The following is a 19876-nucleotide window of genomic DNA, read 5'->3' on the forward strand; positions in this document are numbered from 1 at the left end:
GCGCCTTGGGGGAGGGGGCCTGGTCAGGGGCGGCGGGTGCACACCCCGGAGCGGGCCGCTCGCCCCGGTGTCACGAAGGGCGCACCGCGGTCCGCTCGCCCAGGAAGGCGCTGATCCGCCCGCGCAGCGACGCCGCGTCGAGCCCGTGCGCGGCCATGTGCTCCTCGATCCGGCCGTAGCGGCGCAGCTCACGCCGCCCCACGCCGAGCCCGAGCACCCGGTGCGGCACATCCGCAAGCGCGTCGTTCACGGCGGCGGTCGAGGTCCCCGCGAGATACGGCTCGACGACCACCACATCGGCGGCGGCCCCGACCCCGGCGGCCCGCCGCAGCGTCCGCTCGTCGAAGGGCCGCACGGTCGTCGCGTACAGCACGGTGACATCGAGCCCCTCCGTGGCGGCGAGGACCTCGTCGAGCATCGGACCGACGGCGATCACCACGCCGCCGCGCCCCTCGCGCACGGTGAGGAACCCCGCGCCGTCGACGGGCAGTGCCTGCGCGTTCGACTGCACCGAGAGGCGTACGTAGACCTTGTCGTCGCCCGCCGCGACGGCGTGCCGCAGCAGCGTCTCTGCCTCGTCGGGATGGCCCGGCACGTGCACGGTCCAGTCGTCGAGGGTGTCGAACAGCGCCACGTCGGCCGGCGACATGTGCGTGAAGCCGCCCGCGGGCCAGTCGAAGGACGCCGCGGCGCTCACCAGGACGCCGCCCACGCCCTGGTGCCCGAAGTCGAGCTTGATCTGCTCGAAGGGCCGCTCCACGAGGAAGCTCGCGAAGGTGTGCACGACGGGCCGCAGCCCGGTGAGCGCGAGCCCGGCGCCCGCCCCCACGAGGAGCTGCTCCCTGATCCCCACATTGATCACCCGGTCCGGGTGCTTGCGCATCGCCGCCTCGAAGGGGTCCTTGCCGATCTCGGCGAGGACGACGGCGACGCGGGGATCCTCGTCGAGCAGCCGCGAGACGACGGGGGCGAAGCGGTCACGCATGGTGTCCATGGCAGAAGGGTCCTTCCGGGAGGCGCGCAGGCACGGGTGGGGTGAGGGGAGGCAGGGCTCGTGGGCGAGGGTTCACGCGAGCTTCGGCTCGCGCGCGTACTCCTTGGGCTCGACGCGCGCGACGACCACGCGCGGCCGTCCCGGATGCGGCGCGGTGAAGGCCGCGTACAGCGCCTCGTGATCACGCCCGTCGACGGTCTCGGCCGACCAGCCGGCGGCCTCGAACCTGGCGGCGATCCCGCCGGGCCTGGCGTAGCTCGCCGAACTGTTGTCGATCACGAGCGTGTGCAGCTGCTCCAGGCCCGCGGGCCCGGCGTAGGCGATGGCCTCGTGATTGCTGCCCTCGTCCATCTCGGCGTCCCCGACGAGCACCCATACGCGGGGCGTGGTGAGGCCCTGCGCCTTCAGGCCGAGCGCCGTCCCCACGGCGAGGGGCAGCCCGTGCCCCAGCGACCCGCTGCCGATCTCGGCACCCGGCACGAGCAGCCGGTCCGGGTGGTGTCCGAGCGGGGAGTCGTACGACCCGAAACCCTCGAGCCAGTCGACGGGCAGGAACCCCTTGGCGGCAAGAACGGCGTAGTACGCCATGGGCCCGTGCCCCTTGGAGAGCAGGAACCGGTCCCGCGCCGGATCGTCGACCTGCTCCGGTGTGACGCTGAGCACTCGGTCGTAGAGCACCCAGAGCGCGTCGAGGGTCGACGTCGCGGCGGGGCCGTGCTTCTCGTCCCCCGTCATGAGGCCCATGAGGCCGGACAGGTCGCCGTATCCGTATGCGCGTTCCGTGGTCGTCGTCATGCGGAGAGCGTGCAACTTAAACCGCACTTGAGGTCAACAGCGGCCCGGCCGACGAAAGGGGTGAGCGATCACCAGTCGGAGTGCGGTATGGTTTCTCTGCGCGTTCGGCCAGGGGAAACCCCAGGTCACACGGGCAACGGGACGTGGCGCAGCTTGGTAGCGCACTTGACTGGGGGTCAAGGGGTCGCAGGTTCAAATCCTGTCGTCCCGACTCGTAAGAGTCGCAGTTCGAAGGGCCGTATCAGAGAGATCTGATACGGCCCTTCGGCCGTTCCGGGAGCCGGTCGAGCCGGTCGAGCCGGTCGAGCCGGTCGAGCCGGTCGAGCCGGTGGGGCCGGTCGGACGGGTCGGACCGGGAGAGGCCGGCTGGGATCGCTCAGGCGCCGGTGGAGAGCGCCACGTGGCGCCACTGGTCGAGTTCGCGCCGCACCAGATCCAGCTTCGCCTCGACGCGCTCGATCGCGTCCGCGCCCAGCTGCAGGCGCAGCGGAGGCTCGGTGGCCTCGGTGATGTCGACGACGGCTTTCGCCGCCTTCGCGGGATCGCCCGGCTGGCGGCCGTCGTTCTCGGCCAGGGCCTCGCGCACCGGGCCCGCGCCAACGGCGTAGTCGGGGATGGAGGCCGGTGCGACCCGCATGCTGGAGCTGCTGAGGAAGTCGGTGCGGAACCCGCCCGGCTCCACGATCGTGACGCGGACGCCGAGCGGCGACAGCTCGCCGTGCAGCGCCTCGGAGATGCCCTCGAGGGCGAACTTCGACGCTCCGTACAGGCCCACCGCGGGCGCGGTGGCGAAGCCGCCCACGGAGCTGATGTTCAGGACGTGCCCGGAGCCCTGGGCGCGCAAGGTCGGCAGGGTCGCCCGCAAGGTGTTGAGCGCGCCGAAGACATTGACGTCGAACAGCGCGCGGGCGGCCTTGTCGGAGACCTCCTCGACCGCGCCCACGAGGCCGTAACCGGCGTTGTTGACCACGACGTCGATCCGGCCGAAGGCCGCCAGGCCCGCCTCCACCGCGGCCGTCAGCTGCCCCGGCTCGGTCACGTCCGCGCTCACCGCGAGCAGCCCGTCCGGCTCCTGCGGATGCGCCCGGAGCACCGCCGACGCGTCCCTCGCCGTGGCGATCACGCGGTGTCCGCGGTCCAGCGCCTCCCGAGTGATCTCCGCGCCGAGCCCACGCGATGCCCCGGTGACAAACCAAACGCTCATGTTCTCCCCTGTTTCCATGGCCCGACGGGCCGACACCGAGACGCTAGAACCTAGAGTCGGGTCTAGATCAACGGTTGTGTGAACGGTTGTGTGGGGGAGGGGAGCTCATGGATCTGAGCATCGGTGAGGTGGCGCAGCGCAGCGGGCTGAGCGTGCACGCCCTGCGGTTCTACGAGCGGGAGGGCCTGTTCGCCAACCCGGTGCGCCGCCTGTCCAACGGCCGCCGCGTCTATCACGAGGAAGACCTGGAGTGGCTGGCCATCTGCACGAAGCTGCGCTCCTCCGGCATGTCCCTGGCGGAGATCCGGCGATACATCGAGCTGGCCCGTCAGGGCCCGGGCAACGAGCACGAGCGCCTCGAACTGCTGCGTCGGCACGAGAGCCGTGTGGAGGCGCAGATCCGCGAGCTGCAGGACACCCTGGAGGTGATGCGGTACAAGGTCAGGATCTACGAGGACCACCTCGCCCGCGGCGAAGCCGACCGCCTCTGGAACCCGACCCACCCGGCCGCCGCGCAGGGTCGCGACGACTGATCGCGACCACATGCATGTGGGGGAAGCCCGGGAGGTGAGAATCGGCCCATGGACATCCGGCAGCTGGAGTACTTTCTGGCGATCGTCGATCATGGCGGGTTCAACCGCGCGGCAAGTGCCCTGTACCTGTCGCAGCCCTCGCTGTCGCAGTCGGTGCGGGCGCTGGAGCGTGACCTGGGCAGTGATCTCTTCCACCGCATCGGGCGGCGGGCCGTGCTCACCGAGGCGGGGCGTGCGCTGATCGAGCCCGCGCGGGCCGCCGTCCGTGGTCTTGAGACGGCGCGGGCCAGCGTCGCCGCCGTGCGGGAACTGCGGTCGGGGCGGCTCGACGTGGCCGCGATGCCCTCGCAGGCGATCGAGCCGTTGACCTCGATGATCCGGTCCTTCCACGACCGCCATCCGGAGGTGTCCGTGGCCATCGAGGCCGCTTTCACCTCGCGGGACGTCGTCGACATGGTCCGTACGGGGGCCGCGGAGCTGGGGCTGCTCGCGGCCTCGGGTCCGTTGCCGGACAAGGAGGTCGTCGTGCGTCCGGTCGGCGAGCAGCGCTTCGTCCTTCTCGCGCCGCCCGGCGGCCCCTTCGCCTCCCAAGAGGCCGTCTCCTGCGAGGAGTTGGCGGGGCAGCGGCTGATCGTGGGGCAGCGCGGCACCGGCATGCGGGCCTACGTCGACGGGCTGCTGGAGCGTGGCATCGCCTTCCGTGTCGCCGCCGAGACCGAGCACCGGGTGGCGATCCTGCCGCTGGTCCTCGCGGGGGTGGGCCTCGCCGTGGTGACGGAGTCCTGGCGCACGACGGCCGAGCGGATCGGCGTACGCGTCCTGGACATCGAGCCCGAGACGAAGCTGGGCATCGCGCTGGTGAGCCGCCGCGGGCTGCTCTCACCGGCCGCGGCGGCGTTCCTGGAGTGTGCCGCCTGAGCTGTCCAGGCTCGTTGCCGCGGCTCGGCGCCGCGACTCATTGCCGAGTTCCACTGACAGGTCTGGCCTATCAGGCACATCACCAGCACGTCTTGGACGCCCGCACGGCCCCGTTGCTGGAATCGACGCATGACGAACCACCACATCGCCCTCATCCCCGGTGACGGCATCGGGACCGAGGTGCTGCCGCCCGCGCGCCGGGTCCTGGAGGCCGTGGCCGCACGCCACGGCATCGGGCTGACCTTCACCGAGTACGACTGGTCCTGCGAACGGCATCTGCGCGAGGGCGCGATGATGCCCGAGGACGGCCTGGACCGGCTGCGCGACAAGGACGCGATCCTGCTCGGCGCCGTCGGCCACCCCGCCGTGCCCGACCACGTCTCCCTGTGGGGCCTGCTGATACCGATCCGCCGGGGCTTTCGCCAGTACGTCAACCTGCGGCCGATCCGCGTCTTCGAGGGCCTGGACAGTCCCCTGCGGTCCGCCGCCGCGGGAGAGGTCGACTTCGTCGTCGTACGCGAGAACGTCGAGGGCGAGTACAGCGAGATCGGCGGCCGGATCAACCGGGGGTTCCCCGAGGAAATGGCCCTGCAGGAAGCCGTGTTCACCCGTGCCGGGGTGACCCGCGTGCTCGACTACGCCTTCGCGCTGGCCGACCGGCGCGGCGGGCACCTGACCTCGGCCACCAAGTCGAACGGCATCGTGCACACGCTGCCCTTCTGGGACGAGCTGGTCGCCGAACGCGGCGCCGAGCACCCGCGGGTGACCTGGGACCAGGAGCACATCGACGCGCTGGCCGCCAAGTTCGTCCTCGACCCCGCCCGCTTCGACGTGGTCGTCGCCTCCAACCTCTTCGGCGACATCCTCAGCGACCTGGCCGCGGCGGTGGCGGGCGCCATCGGCATCGCCCCGGCGGCCAACCTCAATCCGGAGCGTGACTTCCCCTCCATGTTCGAACCCGTGCACGGCTCCGCCCCCGACATCGCGGGCCGCGGCACCGCCAACCCGATGGGCGCCATCTGGTCGGCCGCCATGATGCTCGACCACCTCGGCCACGCCGACGCCGCCGCGGCCGTCACTGACGCGCTCGCCTCGGTCCTGGCCAAGACCGACGTCCGCACGCCGGACCTGGGCGGCACCGCGACGACCGCCGTGTTCACCGACAAGGTGCTCGAACTGCTCTGAGCGCCCCGTGTCCCCGTGTCCCCGCGTCCCCCGTTCCTCGACGAGGAGTAACAGGAGTCACGCCATGGCAGCGCCGGCGTCCACGCCCACCGTGTCACCCCCGGACGGCACGCCGTCCCGCCCCTGGTACCAGCAGCTGTACTTCTGGGTCCTCACCGCCATCGCCTCCGGCATCCTGACCGGCTGGCTGTGGCCGTCGGTCGGCGTCGCGCTGGAACCGGTCGGCACCACCTTCGTGTCCGCCATCAAGATGCTCATCACGCCCATCGTGTTCCTGACGATCGTGGCGGGCATCGGCGGTGTCGACAGCCTGCGCCGGGTCGGGCGCGTGGGGCTGAAGTCGCTGGCGTACTTCCAGGCGGGCACGCTCATGGCCCTGGTCGTGGGCCTGATCGCGGTCAACGTCTTCCAGCCGGGCGCCGGGGTGCACGCCCACCCCGGCGACCTCCGGCTCGAGGGCGATGCCGCCCAGTACGTCGAGGACGGCAAGGACCGGAGCTGGTGGCACTTCCTCACCGACATCGTGCCGTCCAGCGCCGTCGGCGCCTTCGCCGAGGGCAACATCCTCCAAGTCATCTTCTTCTCGGTGCTGTTCGGCGTCGCCCTCAAGGCGGTCGGACCGGTCGGGCAGCCGATCGTCGACGGGGTCAACCGGCTCAGCGCCGTCGTCTTCAAGATCCTGCACTACGTCATGCTGGCCGCCCCCGTCGGCGCCTTCGGGGCGATGGCCTACACCATCGGCAAGTACGGCGTCTCCACCCTCACCAGCCTCGGCCAGCTCATCGCGCTCTTCTACGGCACCTCGCTCTTCTTCGTCCTTGTGGTCCTCGGCTCGGTCACCGCACTGCTCAGGATCAACATCCTGCGGCTCCTGCACCATCTGCGTGAGGAGTTCCTGATCGTGCTCGGCACCTCGTCCTCCGAGAGCGTGCTGCCACGGCTGATGGCCAAGCTCGAGGGGCTCGGCGTACGCCGCGAGATCGTGGGCCTCACCGTGCCCACCGGATACTCCTTCAACCTCGACGGCAGCTCCATCTACCTCTCCCTGGCCGCTGTCTACATCGCCCAGGCCACCGACACCCCGCTCGGCCTCGGCCAGCAACTGGGCCTGCTCGCGGTCATGATCCTGACCTCCAAGGGCTCCGGCGGGATCACCGGCGCGGGGTTCATCGCCCTGGCAGCGACGCTCACCACCGTGGGGACGGTCCCCGCGGCCGGCATCATGCTGATCTTCGGCATCGACAAGTTCATGTCCGAGTGCCGGGCCCTGACGAACCTCGCGGGCAACAGCGTGGCCACCCTGGTCGTCGCCCGCTGGGAGGGCGTCCTGGACGTCGAGAGGGTCAACCGCGTGCTGCGCGGGAGGGACCGGGCAGCGGAGTAGGCGAGCGAGCGCCGCGGCTCCGGATCAGGGGCGGAGCTCAGGGGCGGAGCTCAGCGGCGGAGCTCAGCGGCGGAGCTCAGGGGAGAGTTCGACCCAGCGCCGCGGGGCCTCGTGGTCCAGAGCCGCCGTCCCGTCGCTGATGCGCAGTCCGGCCGCGGCACAGGCGTATGCGAGGTCCCGCGCACCGTAGGGGGCGCGGTCGCCGTGCTGCCAGAAGCGGAAGTGCCAGTGGGCGGGCGCCTCGGACTCGTCCGGTGAGAGGCCGATCTCCTCGCTCCGTATGATCTCGCCGTCGCGGGCCAGGGTGCCGAACTTGCCGCCTTTGGGGTTGAAGTACACGCCGTAGGCGGCGGTGCCCACCGACAGCGCGCTCAGTACGCCGTCGTCGTTGGGCATGTACGCCTGTTGTGTGATGACGCAGCCTCCGGGGGAGCCCGGCAGAGCGGTCACTGCCACGAAGTCGAGCTCGACGTCGTAGTCCTCGTCGTAGTCTTCGTCCTCCCCGTCGAAGTCTTCGTCGAACGGCGTTTCCTCCGGGCCGACTTGAGGGCAGAGGGCTGGATCCCCGCCGAGCCGCCGGATCACCTCGTCCTCGTCCAGGTCGCGGACGAAGGCGATGCCGAGACCCTCGGTGAACAAGTCCCCTTCGCCGAAGGCCCTGATGAGCGCGTCCGCCGCGGCGAAGGCCGATGCCTCGTCGGTCGGCAGCGCCACCGCGCCCGGCAGTCCCGCGACGAGCGGTGCGAGCGGGGTCGTCAACAGCAGCCGGCCCGGCGACCAGGGGCCCGTCTGCGGTGTCCAGACGTCGGCTCCGGCATCGATCAGGAGCCGGACGGTCTGTTCGTCCGCGGCGCAGGCGGCGTGCCACAAGGCCGTGAACCCCTCGTCGTCGGGCGCGTCGATGCGCGTGAGGTGTGGGAGCAGCGCGGCGACGGCCTCCGCGCCGCCGCGCTCCGCGGCCAGGTGCAGCGGTGCCGTGCCGGGGCCGTCGAGGGCGTCGGGCGGTGCGCCGCCGGACAGCCGGGCGCGGATCAACTCCGCGTCGCCCCAGTCCCGGTACCCCATGCCGCCCCAATCTGCGCGCGGCACATAGCGCAGTCTGGCCTCCTCCTGCTCCCGCAGCACCGCGCGGTCATGCCGGGACAGCGGCGGGGCGAGGAAGTCCGGCGGCCCGCTCGTTCCCCCCATGATCACGAACTCCGGCTCGGACGCCGGGTCCGGAGTCGGCAGGTCCGGCCACACCTCGACGGCCTGTGCGGCCGCGGCGCGCAAAGCCCCGGCGTCGACCGGCGTACTGGTCTCGGGGACGTCCTCGTCCGGCCACTCCACCACGAGCCGCGTCTCGCCGAGGGGCGGCAGCTCCGGCAGGTACAGATCGACGTCCGTCTTGAACAGCGAGCGCTGTTCATAGCCCATGCCGGGGTCCAGCGGGATCAGCCCCGTCGGCTCCTCCATCGCCGCGAACGCCGCCCGTACGTGGGGCGGTCCGGCCACGGCCATCGGACCCTCCCGCGATTCGTCCAACGACGTGACCCGGCGCCCGTCGGAGAACAGGAGTCCCACCCGCAGGCCGGACCTCCTGCCCGCCTCGTCGCCGCCCCGGTGCACAGGCCGGTGCACGGCCAGGTGCAGCGTCACCGAACGCGGCCACACGGACCAGCCGCGCACCACCACCTTGGCGGCGGGACCGGCGCCGGCGACCACGATCTGTGACACGAACGCCGGCACGAACCAGTCGACGGGCGGCCGGTCCTGGCCCGCGTCCGGCCCCGGCGGGCCCTGTCTGATCACTGTTTCGCGCGTCACTGTTTCGCGTGTCACTGCCTCGCGTGTCACTGCCTCGCACGGTTCCGCCGGTTCCTCGGGTAAGACCAAGTCGTCAAAAAATCCCATGCGTGCATCCTGGCAGCAGGGTCTGACAATCCACGTCGTTAAGATCGTCGGACCGTGGAGCCACGGAGTCAGGGAGCCACGAGGGGGACGCGGAGTTGGACATGATCATGGTCCCGCCGGGGGCGGTCACGCTCTCGGACCGGCGGACACAGCGCAGTTGGACGGTCGACCTCGCGGGACACCGGCTCGCGGCGCAGCCGGTCACGCAGGCGCTGTACGCGAAGGTCGCCGGGGAGCGACCGAGCGCGGTCGAGGGGGACGCGCTGCCCGTCGAGGGGGTTTCCTGGCGGGACGCGGTCCGGTTCTGCAACGCCCTGTCCGACCAGGAAGGGCTGACTCCCGCCTATCGCATCCGGGACGACGGGGAGGACGACGGCGAAGACGTCGAGTGGGACGCGCGGGCCGACGGATACCGGCTGCCGACCGAGGCGGAGTGGGAACACGCCTGCCGCGCGGGTACGACCGGACCGCGCTACGGCCCGCTCGACGAGATCGCCTGGCACCGGGGCAACTCGGACGAGCGCATCCGCGAGGTGGGCGGCAAGCGGCCCAATTCGTGGGGCTTCCACGACATGCTCGGGAACGTGTGGGAGTGGTGCTGGGACTTCTACGACCCCGAGGTCTACGGCAGTTACCGGGTGCTGCGCGGCGGCGGCTGGTTCGACGAGCGGTGGAGCTGCCGGGCCTCCGTGCGGCGTCGCAGCCATCCGACCTTCCGGGTGGACGACGTGGGGTTCCGCGTCGCGCGCTCCCTGTGAGCCGCGTCCGTACCGCTTGCGCCGTGTCCGTTGCGTTGCCGGGCGGACCGCCGCCGTCGGCGGCGACGATCCGCCCGAGCTCCCCCAGCGCGGGGCTGTTCCCCCGTGAAGACGGTCGACCCGAACCGTCGCACCGAAGGTACGTCGCCGCGGGCGGGCCCCGGTATCCCGAAATTCAGGGATGGCGACCAACAAACCGGTGCATCATGGGAGTTGGATCGTCCGGTCGTGTCGGACCCCATGGGCGGCCACAGGGGGGTGCGCGGTGGGCTCGGTGGACTCGGTGGGCCGCTCGGTGCCGGAAGCGGCGGCGCGGGCCGGCAGCGTTGCGGAGCTCGGCGGAGAGCTCTCGCGCCACCTGAAACGCCTCGTTCCGCACGACGGATACCTCCTCTCCGGCTTCGACCCCGTCACCGGCGCGCGCTGCTTCCTCGCCTGCGAGAACAGCTACGGCGCGAGCGCGCGGCGCCGCATGGACAGCGAAGACGCCCTCGGCAGGACCCGGAGCCCCATCGCCGCCCTCATCGAAGGCCCCTGCCCCGTTACCGTGCTCGGCTCCGGCGCAGGTGACGAGAGCCCCGAGGCGCGCAGGCTGCACACCCTCATGGCCGCCGACAGCTACGGCAGCGAGATGTGCATCGCCCTGCATCAACGGGGCGTCACCTGGGGCGTGTTGGTGCTCCTGCGGGAGCGCGGGGCCCGGCCCTTCTCGCCAGCGGAGACCGTCCGTGCCGCGGAGCTCGCCCAGCCGCTCGCCCTCGCCGTGCAGCGGTACGTGACCGGCAAACCGCTGCGCCCGGGGAACGGGCACTTCCCGCTCGGGGTCGTCATCGTCGACCGGAACGACGAGGTCACCGGCGTGACCGCGGCGGGACGCGACGCCCTGCGCGGGCTCCTGCCCGGGGTCTACCCCACCGGCGACCAGGAGCGGTTCGGCTTCCTGCGGCACATCACGTACACCGCACGGCGCACGGGCGCGCCCGCGCTCACCCGCGCACCCACCGGGCAGGGGTGGTTCTCCCTGCAGGCGCAGCCGTTGGAGGGGGCGCGGGAGGGTGAGGTGGTGGTCACGCTGCGGCCCGCCCCGGCCGCCGAACTGCTGCCCGCGCTCGCCCAGTGGTACGGCATCTCGCGCAGGGAGCGGGCGGTCGTCGAGCAGGCCCTCCAAGGCCTGGCGGTCAAGCAGATCGCCCGCCGCCTCGACCTGTCGCCGCACACGGTGAACGACCACTTCAAGGCGGTCTACCGCAAGACCGGCGTGTCCAGCAGGGAGGAGCTCATCGCCTGTCTGGCCGCCTCCTAGGGGTATCAGGGACATCAGGGGCGTCAGGAGCATCGGGGGTATCAAGGGCGTCAGAGGGGCCAGGGGTATCAGGGGCTTCGTCCGCCTGAAGTTCCTTGGGCTGCCGGGAACTTCCCAGGGCGTCAGGGCGGGCGGCGAGCAGCTCCTCGTAGATCGCCTGCGCGCGCTCCGCCCCGACGCGGGCCGCCTCCGGGCGGTGCGTGACGCGCAGCAGGGCGGCCAGGTCGGTCAGCGTCTCCGCCTCGCCGTGGCGGTCCAGGATGCGCTGTCGGTGCGCGAGCGCGGCGCGCAGGTGGCGCTCGGCCTCTTCGTGGCGCGCCAGGCGAGTGCAGCCGTGGCCGAGGCCGTTGAGTGCCATCGCCTCGCTGTGGGGTTCATGGATCCGCCGTGCGAGTGCGGCCGCCCGCAGGTGCCACGCGGTGCCTTCCTCGTACCTGCCGCCGAAGCAGAGCGCGAGGCCCAGGCCGATCATGGCCCAGGTCTCGCCGTGCGGATTGTGGATCTCCCGGGTCAGGGCGAGGGACTGCCGGGATCTCTCCTCGCACACCGTCAACTCGCCCTGGTTCAGGGCGACCAGGGCGAGACCGAGCAGGGCGCTGGACTCGGAGTGCCGGTCCCCGATGCGCCGGGAGAGGCCGAGCCCCTGCCGCAGCAGTTCCTCGGCCTCGCGGTCCCGGCGCAGCCGCTGACACAGGAAACCGAGCGAAGTGCGCGCCCACGCCTCGGTGTTGCGGTTGCCCGTGCTCTGACTGAGGGAGAGCGACCCGCGGAGTTCGGCCTCGCCCTCCGCGTACCGTCCCATGGTCCAGTGGACGTATCCGAGGCGCTGCAGCGTCCGGGCCTCGCCCCGCGCGTCGCGGAGGTCGCGGTAGGTGGCCAGGGCGTACTGGTGATGCTCGCAGGCCTCTGTGGGGCGGCCCAAGTGCCAGTCTGCCAGGCCGAGTCCATGGTGGGCGGCGGCCTGGCCCCTGCGGTCGCCGACCTCCTCGAAGAGCGCGAGCGCACGGCGGTGCTCAAGGGCGCAGTCCGCGTAGTTGCCGAAGAACCAGTGTGCGAGCCCCAGGTTGCCGATCTCGTGGGCCTGCCGCCGCTTGTCCCCGGTCTTCCGGAGCAGCGCGAGCGCGTCGCGGTGCCGCGCCTCCGACTCGTCCTGTCCCGCGGGGGCGAACCAGTGGGCGAGGGCGAGGCCGGACGTGGCGCGCGCTTCGCCGTGCCGGTCGCCGGTCTCCCGGAACAGGGCAAGGGCACGCTCGTGCCACTGGACGCTCTCCTCGTACCGCCCGCACGCCTCGGAGGTACGGCCCAGGCCGTACAGGGCGTCGGCCGCGCCGTGGAGGTCGCCGATCTCCTCGAACCGCTCCAGGGCGTGGTGATGGTGCTCCTCCGCTTCCGGGTGACGGCCGAGAGCGTCGTACACGAGACCCAGGTCGTACATGAGGCGTGCCTGCTGAGCCCGGTCCCGGGTCGCGCGGGCCGCCGCGAGGCCCAGGCGCAGGCCCGTGAGGCTGTCCGTGCCGTACGCGTGCAGCCCCAGGAAGGAATGGGCCGCCGCGGCGAGGCGCCAGGTGGCGGCGTGCCAGCCGCGCCGCGCGGCCTCGTGGCTGACCGCCAGGAGGTTGGCGCGCTCCTGCTCCAGCCACTCCAGCGCTTCGAGCCGGGGGCTGCGTGAAGGTTCGAGCCACGTGCGGCGCGAGGGTTCGTGCCGGGGGCTGCGCGAGGGTTCGAGCGCGTGCCGGGCCGCCTCGGCCGTGTCGCAGTACCAGTGGACGAGGCGGCGGAGGGCGGCCGTGCACTGCTGCTCCCGGTCCTCCCGGTCCTCCCGGTCCTGCCGGTCCTCTATGTCCTCTCCGTCCTCGCTCTCTGCGCCGTCCTCCTCGCGGAGGCGCTCGTGGGCGTACAGCCGCAGGAGGGAGTGGTGGCGGTAGCGCCCGCTGGTGTGCTGCTCCAGCAGGTGCTCGTCGAGCAGCGCCTCCAGGAGGTCCTCGGCCTCGCGGTGGTCCGTGTCCAGGAGCGCGGCGGCCGACCCCGGTGTGCAGTCCTCGCCGGGGTGCAGGGCGAGGCGCCGGAAGGCCAGTCGGTGGCGGGCGGGAAGCGAGCGGTAGGAGAGGGCGAAGGCGGTGTTCACCGCCCGGCTGCCGACGGCGAGCCGCCGCAGCCTCTGCTCGCCCGCTTCGAGGCGCGCCGCCAGATCGGCCATGGACCAGGAGGGGCGGCTGCGGAGCCTGCGTCCCGCCAGTGCCACCGCCAGCGGGAGGTGTCCGCAGAGTTCGGCCACGCGCAGGGAGGGGGCGGGATCGGGGCCGAGCTGTTCGCGCCCGGTGACGCGCCGCATCAGCGCGACCGCCTCGACGGGCGCGAAGCCGCCGAGGCGGAAGGTGTGGGCGCCGTCAAGTCCGGTCAGAACACGCCGAGTTGTGATGAGCAGCAGGCATGACGCGGTGCCGGGCAGCAGGAACCGTACCTGCTCGTCGTCGGCCGCGTCGTCCAGGACCACCAGGGCTCGCTTGCCCGCGAGCCGGTCGCGGAACAGCGCCGCGCGTGCCTCCAGCTGTGCGGGGATGTGGGCGCCGGGCACGCCCAGGAGCCGTAGGAAGTCCTCCAGGACGGCAGCGGGGTCGGCCGGTTCACGGTCCGGCGCGAAGCCCCTGAGGTCGGCCCACAGTTGTACGTCGGTGAAGCGTCCCGCGGCGACGAGGCGGTGGGCGGCGTGCACGGCGAGCCGTGTCTTTCCCGCCCCGGCCATGCCTTCGACGACGGCCACGATCACGCCGCTGTCGCCGGGGTCGTCGACGGCTCCGATGTCACCCGCCAGCTCCCGGAGCGCGCTCAGTTCCCGCTCGCGGCCCACGAACTCGGGTGTGTCCATGGGGAGTTGATGCAGGCCCTGCACGGCTTCCGGCGTGGGTAAGGGGTCCTGCGCGGCTTCCGCGGCGGACGGCTGCTCCTGAGGTCGTGCCTGCCGCGGCTCGGCGGGCCGGGGCGACAAGGACGGTTCGAGCGCCAGTATGCGGCCGTGCAGCTCCTGGACCTCAGGACCCGGGTCCACACCGAGCTCCTCGCGCAGGCTGCGGCGGGTCCGCTGGTACGCGCTCAGGGCATCGCTCTGGCGGCCCGACCGGTACAGGGCCAGCATCAGCAGGGCCGTGAATCGTTCGCGGAGCGGGAACTCGGCGGCCAGGCGCGAGAGTTCGGGCACGACGTCCCGATGGCGGCCCAGGTCGAGCTCGGCCTGGACGCGTTCCTCCTGGGCCGCGGCCCGCAACTCCTCCAGACGGCCGCGTTCGGCGTCCAGGAAGGCGCTCGACACATTGGCGAGCGCGGGGCCCTGCCACAGACCGAGGGCCTTGCGCAGTTCGTCCGCGGCGCGTTCGGCGTCGCCGCGCAGCCGGGCCTCCCGGGCCAGGCCCGCCCCGCGTTCGAAGACGGTCAGGTCGACGGCCTCCGGCGGCACTTCGAGGACGTACCCGCTGTCGGACCAGTTGAGGATCCCCGAGGGCGAGCGGGATTCCCTCTCGGGTTCGAGGACGCGCCGCAGCGCTGAGACGTACTTCTGGAGCTGGTTGACCGCGTAGGCGGGCGCGGGCTCTCCCCACACCGCCTGGATCAACTGGCCCCGGGTGACAGGGCGGTTGGCCCGAAGCAGGAGCGCCGCGGCCACGGATCGCTGCCGCGGTGCGCCGAGATCCACGGGTTCGCCTGCGCGCAGGGCCCGCACCGGACCCAAGAGGGAGAACCGTAACGGTCCCTCGACCTTCCCGCCGCCCATGTCAACCGCCCAGTGCTTCTACCAGTGATCCGTCCAACTGCCTGGATCACACTAGTGAGGAACGAGGGGAGCGGTGCTGCGCAGGGGACAGCACCCGTCGAACAACGGAAGGGAGATCCATGAGGTACGGGCGGAGGGCGCTGCGGGGATTCGCTGTCTGCGCCATCGCGGCGGGGATGTTCGCGGCCACCTCCGGTCCCGCGCTTGCGGACCGGAATCAGGACGTGGCGGCCGCGCCGGAGGCGGTCCCGGGGGACAGGACCGCCGACGCGGCGCCGCGGTTCGACTGCGCGTACGTGGGGACGAAGATCGCGCACACGAAGCGGAAGGCCCCCATACGCAAGGGGATGTCGAGCCGCGCGCCGATCAAGACGATCGTCAAGAAGGGCAGGACGATTCGCTACAACTACACCTGCGTCAGCTCCAAGGGCACGTCCTGGGTCAAGACGACGTCACCGGCCAGGGGATACCTGTTCCGGGCGCACATCTAGCGCGGTCGGCGCTCAGGGGCGGACCGTCACGTACACGACGGGCGAGACGGCGCCGCCGCCGACCATGCGCAGGGCGTTGCGACCCGCGAGGTCGAGCAGGACCCGCATGGTGTACGTCCCTTGGGACGTGGTGTTCACCGATGCGGGCAGGTCCACCCAGCGTCCGCCCTGCTTCTGCTGCAGGGTGATCGGGGTGCCGGGCGGCAGGTGCCGGCTCGTGCCCTGGATACGGAACTGCTGAGAGGCCCGCACACTGCTCGCCGTGGCACTGGCGGTGAGCGCGGGAACGGGGGAGCGGTCGGCCGTGGCCGGGGGAGCGGTCACGGCCGACTGCGGCGCCGCCGCCGCGAGGCCCGCCACGGGGCCCAGGAGGGCGGCCACGACGGCGAGTGCGGAGAGGGAGGCGTACTGCGCGCGGTGCATGTTCAACGTGCCCATCCAAGGTTTCGGTGCGGATCGTGTGACGGCTCAAGATAGGCAAGACGCCCCGAACAGTGGTGATTCGACGCGCATGGGGTGAAAGGAACGCCGACGAGACCTACGGGAATGCTCCGCCCGGCGCGCCAGTTGGAGCCCTCGGACGAGCGAGCGATCCGAGGAGGCCGCGCAGTGGGCGCCGAAGGGCTGGAACGTGTGGATCTGGGCGAGGTTCCCTACCTCGACGCCATGGAGGCGATGCGGGGCTGGGTCGAGGAGCGCCGCGCGGGGGCGATCGGCGACCGTCTCGTCCTGCTCACGCACCCGCCCGTCATCACGTACGGCACCCGCACGCCGACGCACGAACTGCCGCGCGCGGATTCGCCGATCCCGTTGGTCGAGGTCGACCGCGGCGGCCGGGCGACGTACCACGGGCCGGGCCAGCTCGTCGGCTATCTGATCCTCGACCTGCGCGAGCGCGGGCCCGGCGACATCGTGCGCTGGGTGGAGAACGGGCTGATCGACGCGGTCGGTTCGCTCGGCTTCGAGACGGTACGGCGCGACACCCCGTCCGGGGCGCAGAGCCTCGTGGGCGTGTGGACGCCGCGCCACGACAAGCTGGTCTCGATCGGCATGCGCATCCGCGGCGGCGTCACGAGCCACGGCTTCGCGCTCAACGTCGCTTCGGACCTGGACGAGTTCACGCGCTTCACGGCCTGCGGGCTGCCCGAGGTGGCGATGACCTCCCTCGCCGAGATGGCCGCGGAGCGGGGTGTCGCGGCGCCCGGCGACGAGGTGGTGCGGGACGCGGTGGCGCGGGCCTTCGGCGCGCGGCGCGCCGGATCCCCGGCCTAGCGGAGCGGCTCAGACGTTCCACCAGGCCGCCGCGCCGAGCGCCCCGAGCATCAGACAGACGCCGAAGTTGACCGTCTTGTGGGAGAGGAAGACGGCGGCGAACTCGCGGATGGTGGCGCTCGGCCAGAAGTACGCGGCCGTGGGGGCGCCCACGACCTGGCCGTTCACGCCCGTGCGGCGGGCCATGAGCGCGGCGCGGAAGGCGTGGTAATTGTTCGTGACGATCACGCAGCGGCTGCCGGGCCGCCGCTCGTCCATGAGCGCCCTGCTGAACGCCAGGTTCTCCTCGGTCGTACGGGAGCGGTCCTCGCGCAGGATCCGGTCCGCGGGGAAACCGCGCTCGACGAGGTAGTCGGCCATCGCCTCGGCCTCGGGGAGCTTTTCGTCCGGCCCCTGGCCGCCCGAGGTGATCAGCAGCGGCTCGCCGCCGCGCGCCCGCTGCGCCTCGTACACCGCGCGGCCCCGCTCCAGGCGGTTGGCGAGCAGCGGCGGCACGCGCGTGCCGCCGATCAGCCCCGAGCCGAGGACGATCACGAAGTCCACGGTGCCGCGCACCCTCATGCGGCCGTACAGGAAGGCGTACGTGATGAAGCACAGGAAGAGGAAGGAGACGTAACAGACCACGAGGAGCGTGGTTCCGGTGACGATGATCAGCGGCCGCGACCGGGTACTGAACGAGGCGATGAGCAGCCCGATGACGCCGAAGATCGCGAGCCCCGCGAGGAGGGAGAGGAGGTTCGTGGGGCGTCTGCCCTCCTTGCGGACCATCTTCACGCCGTTGGCCACCAGGAAGACGGCGACGGTGAGGGTGCCGAGCGCCGGAAGCAGCAGGACCAGCACCATGACCACCTCCGCGACGCCCATCGGGGCCCTGCTCAGCTCACCGATGAAGCTGATGCCCACAAAGGCGAGGGCGATGCCCAGAAAGACGGCGTTGCTGAAGCGGCGACGGTCGCGCAGTACGCCCACGGCGAAGAGGACGAAGAACAGCGCGGCACCGATATGGGCAAACATGTCCGAATAATAAGGGCGGTCGAGGGGAGCCGAGGGCTGGTTGCGCCTAGGTGTGCAGGGCCCCGCCGTCCTCCTCGTGGCCCTCGGGCTCCAGCTGGATCGTCGAGTGCGCCACGTCGAAGTGGTCGCCCACGCATCCCCGCAGCCGCCCCAGGAGCTCCCCGTATCCGCTCGCGAGGGCCTCTTCCGTGACCACCACATGGGCGGTGAGGACCGGCATCCCCGAGGTGACCGTCCAGCCGTGCAGGTCGTGCACGGCCACGACGCCCGGCTCCGCCAGGAGGTGCCTGCGCACCTCGCCCAGGTCGACGTCCTGCGGGGTCGCCTCCATGAGGACGTGCACGGAGTCCCTGAGCAGGCCGTAGGCGCGCGGCACGATCAGCAGGCCGATGACGATCGAGGCGATCGGGTCGGCGGCCTGCCACCCCGTGAGCAGGATGATCAGGCCGCCCACGATCACGGCGACCGAGCCGAGCGCGTCCCCGAGGACCTCCAGGTAGGCGCCGCGCAGATTGAGGCTCTTCTCCTTGGCGTCCCGCAGCAGCCACAGGCCCACCAGGTTGGCGAGGAGTCCGCCCACCGCGACCACGAACATCAGGCCGCCCTTGACCTCCACCGGCTCGCTGAACCGGCCGATCGCCGACCACAGGACCCAGACGAAGATGGCGACGAGGAGCAGGGCGTTGAGGACCGCCGAGAAGATCTCCACCCGGTAGAAGCCGAAGGTGCGCCGCGGCGTCGGCGCCCGCTGGGCGAGGGTGATGGCGCCGAGCGCCAGCGAGACGCCGACCGCGTCGGTCAGGCTGTGCGCGGCGTCGGCGAGCAGCGCGAGGCTGCCGGACAGGAGGGCGCCGATCACCTGGATGACGGTGATCGAGCCGCTGATGCCGATGGTCCACAGCAGGCGACTGCGGTACGTGCCGCTGAGCGTGCCGCCCGCCGTCGCCGCGGACGGGCCGTGGTCGTGCCCCATGCCCGCGAGTGGAACACGGGGCTCCGAGGGTCGCCACCGAGCGGTCGGCCAGTCGGCTCAGTGCGTCCGCGGCGGACCGGCCCAGCATCCGCGACCGGTCGGCTCAGTGCACCCGCGGCGGGGCGGAGACGTCGCGCTGGTGCGGGATGCCGAGCGGCGGGGGCAGCTCGCCCTGCTGGACGGTCACCGTGCGCGCGGGGGCCGGGACCCGGATGCCCTCGGCGCGGTAGCGCTGGTGCAGGCGCTTGATGAACTCGTGCTTGATGCGGAACTGGTCGCTGAACTCGCCGACGCCCAGGATCACCGTGAAGCTGATCCGCGAGTCGCCGAAGGTGTGGAAGCGGATGGCCGCCTCGTGGTCGGGGACGGCGCCCGTGATGTCGGTCATCACGTCGTCCACGACCTCGATCGTGACCTTCTCGACGTGGTCCAGGTCGCTGTCGTAGCTGACACCGACCTGCACCATGATCGACAGCTCCTGCTCGGGGCGGCTGTAGTTGGTCATGTTGGTGCCCGCGAGCTTGGCGTTGGGGATGATCACGAGGTTGTTGGAGAGCTGACGCACCGTGGTGTTGCGCCAGTTGATGTCGACGACGTAGCCCTCCTCGCCGCTGCTGAGCTGGATGTAGTCGCCGGGCTGCACCGTCTTCGCCGCGAGGATGTGCACGCCCGCGAAGAGGTTGGCGAGGGTGTCCTGCAGCGCGAGGGCGACCGCGAGACCGCCGACGCCGAGCGCGGTGAGCAGGGGCGCGATGGAGATGCCGAGGGTCTGCAGGACGACGAGGAAGCCCATCGCGAGCACCACGACCCGCGTGATGTTCACGAAGATGGTCGCCGACCCCGCCACTCCGGAGCGGGACTGCGCGAGGGCCTTGACCAGACCGGTGACGATCCTGGCCGCCGTGAGCGTCGCCGCCAGGATGAGCAGCGCGGTCAGCGTCATGGTGACGTTGCGCCCGGTGCGCGGTGTGAGCGGCAACGCGCCCGCGGCGGCGGCGAGCCCGGCGGTGATGGCCGCGCAGGGGACGAGGGTGCGCAGCGCGTCGACGATGACGTCGTCGCCGCTCCACCGGGTCCGGCTCGCGCGCTCGCCCAGCCACCGCAGCAGGGTGCGGAGCAGCAGCCCCGCCGCGATGCCGGCGACCACCGCGATCCCGGCCGTGATCCAGTCGTGCAGTGTCAGCGCACGGGTCATCGGTTCGCTCCCGTCGTGAGGGAGCCGGGACGGGACGTGGGACGGGGCGAATGCGCCCGCACGCGGCCTATGTGATGTGTCGTCACCTTGTGATACCTGCTCGATTCCGGGGAGTGCGGTCACGCGGGGACGAGGGCTCGGCCCGGCGCGGACGTCATCCTGCCGCATGTGTGCACGGCGGTCGCACATACCCCCACC

The 19876-nt window shown here is 71.8% G+C and carries 17 protein-coding genes and 1 tRNA gene; 9 read left to right on the top strand and 9 right to left on the bottom strand.

The genetic code is table 11. The annotated features are described in order from the left end of the window. Positions 1 to 70: 70 nt before the first annotated feature. Positions 71 to 994, bottom strand: a complete 924-nt coding sequence (locus AB0B50_RS06805) for a transketolase C-terminal domain-containing protein (protein ID WP_362326639.1) — start codon at positions 992 to 994, stop codon at positions 71 to 73. A 72-nt stretch (positions 995 to 1066) separates the two neighbouring features. Further along, a complete protein-coding gene (locus AB0B50_RS06810) occupies positions 1067 to 1789 on the bottom strand; it encodes a transketolase (protein ID WP_362326642.1) in 723 nt (240 codons plus the stop codon). A gap of 137 nt (positions 1790 to 1926) precedes the next feature. Between AB0B50_RS06810 and AB0B50_RS06815 the strand changes: the two genes are divergently transcribed. Next, positions 1927 to 2000, top strand: a tRNA-Pro gene (locus tag AB0B50_RS06815). Positions 2001 to 2165: 165 nt separating this feature from the next. Here the strand turns inward: AB0B50_RS06815 and AB0B50_RS06820 are convergent. Beyond that, positions 2166 to 2993, bottom strand: coding sequence for an oxidoreductase (locus AB0B50_RS06820; protein ID WP_362326645.1), 828 nt, complete (start codon positions 2991 to 2993; stop codon positions 2166 to 2168). Positions 2994 to 3100: 107 nt separating this feature from the next. Between AB0B50_RS06820 and AB0B50_RS06825 the strand changes: the two genes are divergently transcribed. From AB0B50_RS06825 to dctA, 4 genes are all read left to right on the top strand, one after another. Beyond that, on the top strand, positions 3101 to 3526 hold the full coding sequence (locus AB0B50_RS06825) for a MerR family transcriptional regulator (RefSeq protein ID WP_362326648.1): 426 nt from the start codon (positions 3101 to 3103) through the stop codon (positions 3524 to 3526). A 48-nt stretch (positions 3527 to 3574) separates the two neighbouring features. Next, positions 3575 to 4444, top strand: a complete 870-nt coding sequence (locus AB0B50_RS06830) for a LysR family transcriptional regulator (protein WP_362326651.1) — start codon at positions 3575 to 3577, stop codon at positions 4442 to 4444. A 129-nt stretch (positions 4445 to 4573) separates the two neighbouring features. Continuing rightward, entirely contained in the window at positions 4574 to 5629 is a 1056-nt protein-coding gene (locus AB0B50_RS06835) for a tartrate dehydrogenase (RefSeq protein ID WP_362326653.1), read from the top strand. 64 nt (positions 5630 to 5693) lie between these two features. Continuing rightward, a complete protein-coding gene (dctA, locus tag AB0B50_RS06840; protein ID WP_362326656.1) occupies positions 5694 to 7013 on the top strand; it encodes a C4-dicarboxylate transporter DctA in 1320 nt (439 codons plus the stop codon). Between the two features lie 63 nt (positions 7014 to 7076). On the opposite strand, the gene AB0B50_RS06845 is transcribed toward dctA, so the two are convergent. Then, on the bottom strand, positions 7077 to 8819 hold the full coding sequence (locus tag AB0B50_RS06845) for an ankyrin repeat domain-containing protein (protein WP_362326659.1): 1743 nt from the start codon (positions 8817 to 8819) through the stop codon (positions 7077 to 7079). A 188-nt stretch (positions 8820 to 9007) separates the two neighbouring features. Between AB0B50_RS06845 and AB0B50_RS06850 the strand changes: the two genes are divergently transcribed. Then, a complete protein-coding gene (locus AB0B50_RS06850; RefSeq protein WP_362326662.1) occupies positions 9008 to 9664 on the top strand; it encodes a formylglycine-generating enzyme family protein in 657 nt (218 codons plus the stop codon). A 265-nt stretch (positions 9665 to 9929) separates the two neighbouring features. Next, positions 9930 to 10967 carry a LuxR C-terminal-related transcriptional regulator gene (locus AB0B50_RS06855; RefSeq protein ID WP_362326664.1) on the top strand — a complete coding sequence of 346 codons (1038 nt, stop codon included), beginning with the start codon at positions 9930 to 9932 and terminating at the stop codon, positions 10965 to 10967. On the opposite strand, the gene AB0B50_RS06860 is transcribed toward AB0B50_RS06855, so the two are convergent. Beyond that, positions 10942 to 14655, bottom strand: a complete 3714-nt coding sequence (locus AB0B50_RS06860) for a BTAD domain-containing putative transcriptional regulator (RefSeq protein WP_362326667.1) — start codon at positions 14653 to 14655, stop codon at positions 10942 to 10944. The two genes, AB0B50_RS06855 and AB0B50_RS06860, sit on opposite strands and share 26 nt — an antisense overlap. A 197-nt stretch (positions 14656 to 14852) precedes the next feature. Here AB0B50_RS06860 and AB0B50_RS06865 point away from each other — a divergent pair, with 197 nt between their 5' ends. Beyond that, positions 14853 to 15224 (top strand): hypothetical protein, encoded by a 372-nt coding sequence (locus AB0B50_RS06865; protein ID WP_362326670.1) that lies wholly within the window; start codon positions 14853 to 14855, stop codon positions 15222 to 15224. Positions 15225 to 15236: 12 nt separating this feature from the next. Here AB0B50_RS06865 and AB0B50_RS06870 read toward each other — a convergent pair whose 3' ends face one another. Beyond that, on the bottom strand, positions 15237 to 15662 hold the full coding sequence (locus AB0B50_RS06870) for a hypothetical protein (protein ID WP_362326673.1): 426 nt from the start codon (positions 15660 to 15662) through the stop codon (positions 15237 to 15239). Between the two features lie 171 nt (positions 15663 to 15833). Between AB0B50_RS06870 and lipB the strand changes: the two genes are divergently transcribed. Then, positions 15834 to 16496, top strand: coding sequence for a lipoyl(octanoyl) transferase LipB (lipB, locus tag AB0B50_RS06875; RefSeq protein WP_362326676.1), 663 nt, complete (start codon positions 15834 to 15836; stop codon positions 16494 to 16496). Between the two features lie 9 nt (positions 16497 to 16505). Here the strand turns inward: lipB and AB0B50_RS06880 are convergent, their stop codons facing one another. From AB0B50_RS06880 to AB0B50_RS06890, 3 genes are all read right to left on the bottom strand, one after another. Then, positions 16506 to 17510: a YdcF family protein gene (locus AB0B50_RS06880; protein WP_362326679.1), complete on the bottom strand. Its 1005-nt coding sequence runs from the start codon at positions 17508 to 17510 to the stop codon at positions 16506 to 16508. A gap of 46 nt (positions 17511 to 17556) precedes the next feature. After that, positions 17557 to 18483, bottom strand: coding sequence for a cation diffusion facilitator family transporter (locus tag AB0B50_RS06885; protein ID WP_362326682.1), 927 nt, complete (start codon positions 18481 to 18483; stop codon positions 17557 to 17559). A gap of 103 nt (positions 18484 to 18586) precedes the next feature. After that, positions 18587 to 19678, bottom strand: coding sequence for a mechanosensitive ion channel family protein (locus AB0B50_RS06890; protein WP_362326685.1), 1092 nt, complete (start codon positions 19676 to 19678; stop codon positions 18587 to 18589). Positions 19679 to 19876 lie beyond the last annotated feature (198 nt).

This window comes from Streptomyces sp. NPDC041068 (genome assembly GCF_040647455.1).
GTDB lineage: Bacteria > Actinomycetota > Actinomycetes > Streptomycetales > Streptomycetaceae > Streptomyces.

What these genes read in the sequence shown, in the direction of transcription:
- AB0B50_RS06805 (WP_362326639.1), bottom strand. Translation starts at nt 994, where the DNA reads ATGGACACCATGCGTGACCGCTTCGCCCCCGTCGTCTCGCGGCTGCTC.
- AB0B50_RS06810 (WP_362326642.1), bottom strand. Translation starts at nt 1,789, where the DNA reads ATGACGACGACCACGGAACGCGCATACGGATACGGCGACCTGTCCGGC.
- AB0B50_RS06820 (WP_362326645.1), bottom strand. Translation starts at nt 2,993, where the DNA reads ATGAGCGTTTGGTTTGTCACCGGGGCATCGCGTGGGCTCGGCGCGGAG.
- AB0B50_RS06825 (WP_362326648.1), top strand. Translation starts at nt 3,101, where the DNA reads ATGGATCTGAGCATCGGTGAGGTGGCGCAGCGCAGCGGGCTGAGCGTG.
- AB0B50_RS06830 (WP_362326651.1), top strand. Translation starts at nt 3,575, where the DNA reads ATGGACATCCGGCAGCTGGAGTACTTTCTGGCGATCGTCGATCATGGC.
- AB0B50_RS06835 (WP_362326653.1), top strand. Translation starts at nt 4,574, where the DNA reads ATGACGAACCACCACATCGCCCTCATCCCCGGTGACGGCATCGGGACC.
- dctA (WP_362326656.1), top strand. Translation starts at nt 5,694, where the DNA reads ATGGCAGCGCCGGCGTCCACGCCCACCGTGTCACCCCCGGACGGCACG.
- AB0B50_RS06850 (WP_362326662.1), top strand. Translation starts at nt 9,008, where the DNA reads ATGATCATGGTCCCGCCGGGGGCGGTCACGCTCTCGGACCGGCGGACA.
- AB0B50_RS06865 (WP_362326670.1), top strand. Translation starts at nt 14,853, where the DNA reads ATGAGGTACGGGCGGAGGGCGCTGCGGGGATTCGCTGTCTGCGCCATC.
- AB0B50_RS06870 (WP_362326673.1), bottom strand. Translation starts at nt 15,662, where the DNA reads ATGGGCACGTTGAACATGCACCGCGCGCAGTACGCCTCCCTCTCCGCA.
- AB0B50_RS06880 (WP_362326679.1), bottom strand. Translation starts at nt 17,510, where the DNA reads ATGTTTGCCCATATCGGTGCCGCGCTGTTCTTCGTCCTCTTCGCCGTG.
- AB0B50_RS06885 (WP_362326682.1), bottom strand. Translation starts at nt 18,483, where the DNA reads ATGGGGCACGACCACGGCCCGTCCGCGGCGACGGCGGGCGGCACGCTC.
- AB0B50_RS06890 (WP_362326685.1), bottom strand. Translation starts at nt 19,678, where the DNA reads ATGACCCGTGCGCTGACACTGCACGACTGGATCACGGCCGGGATCGCG.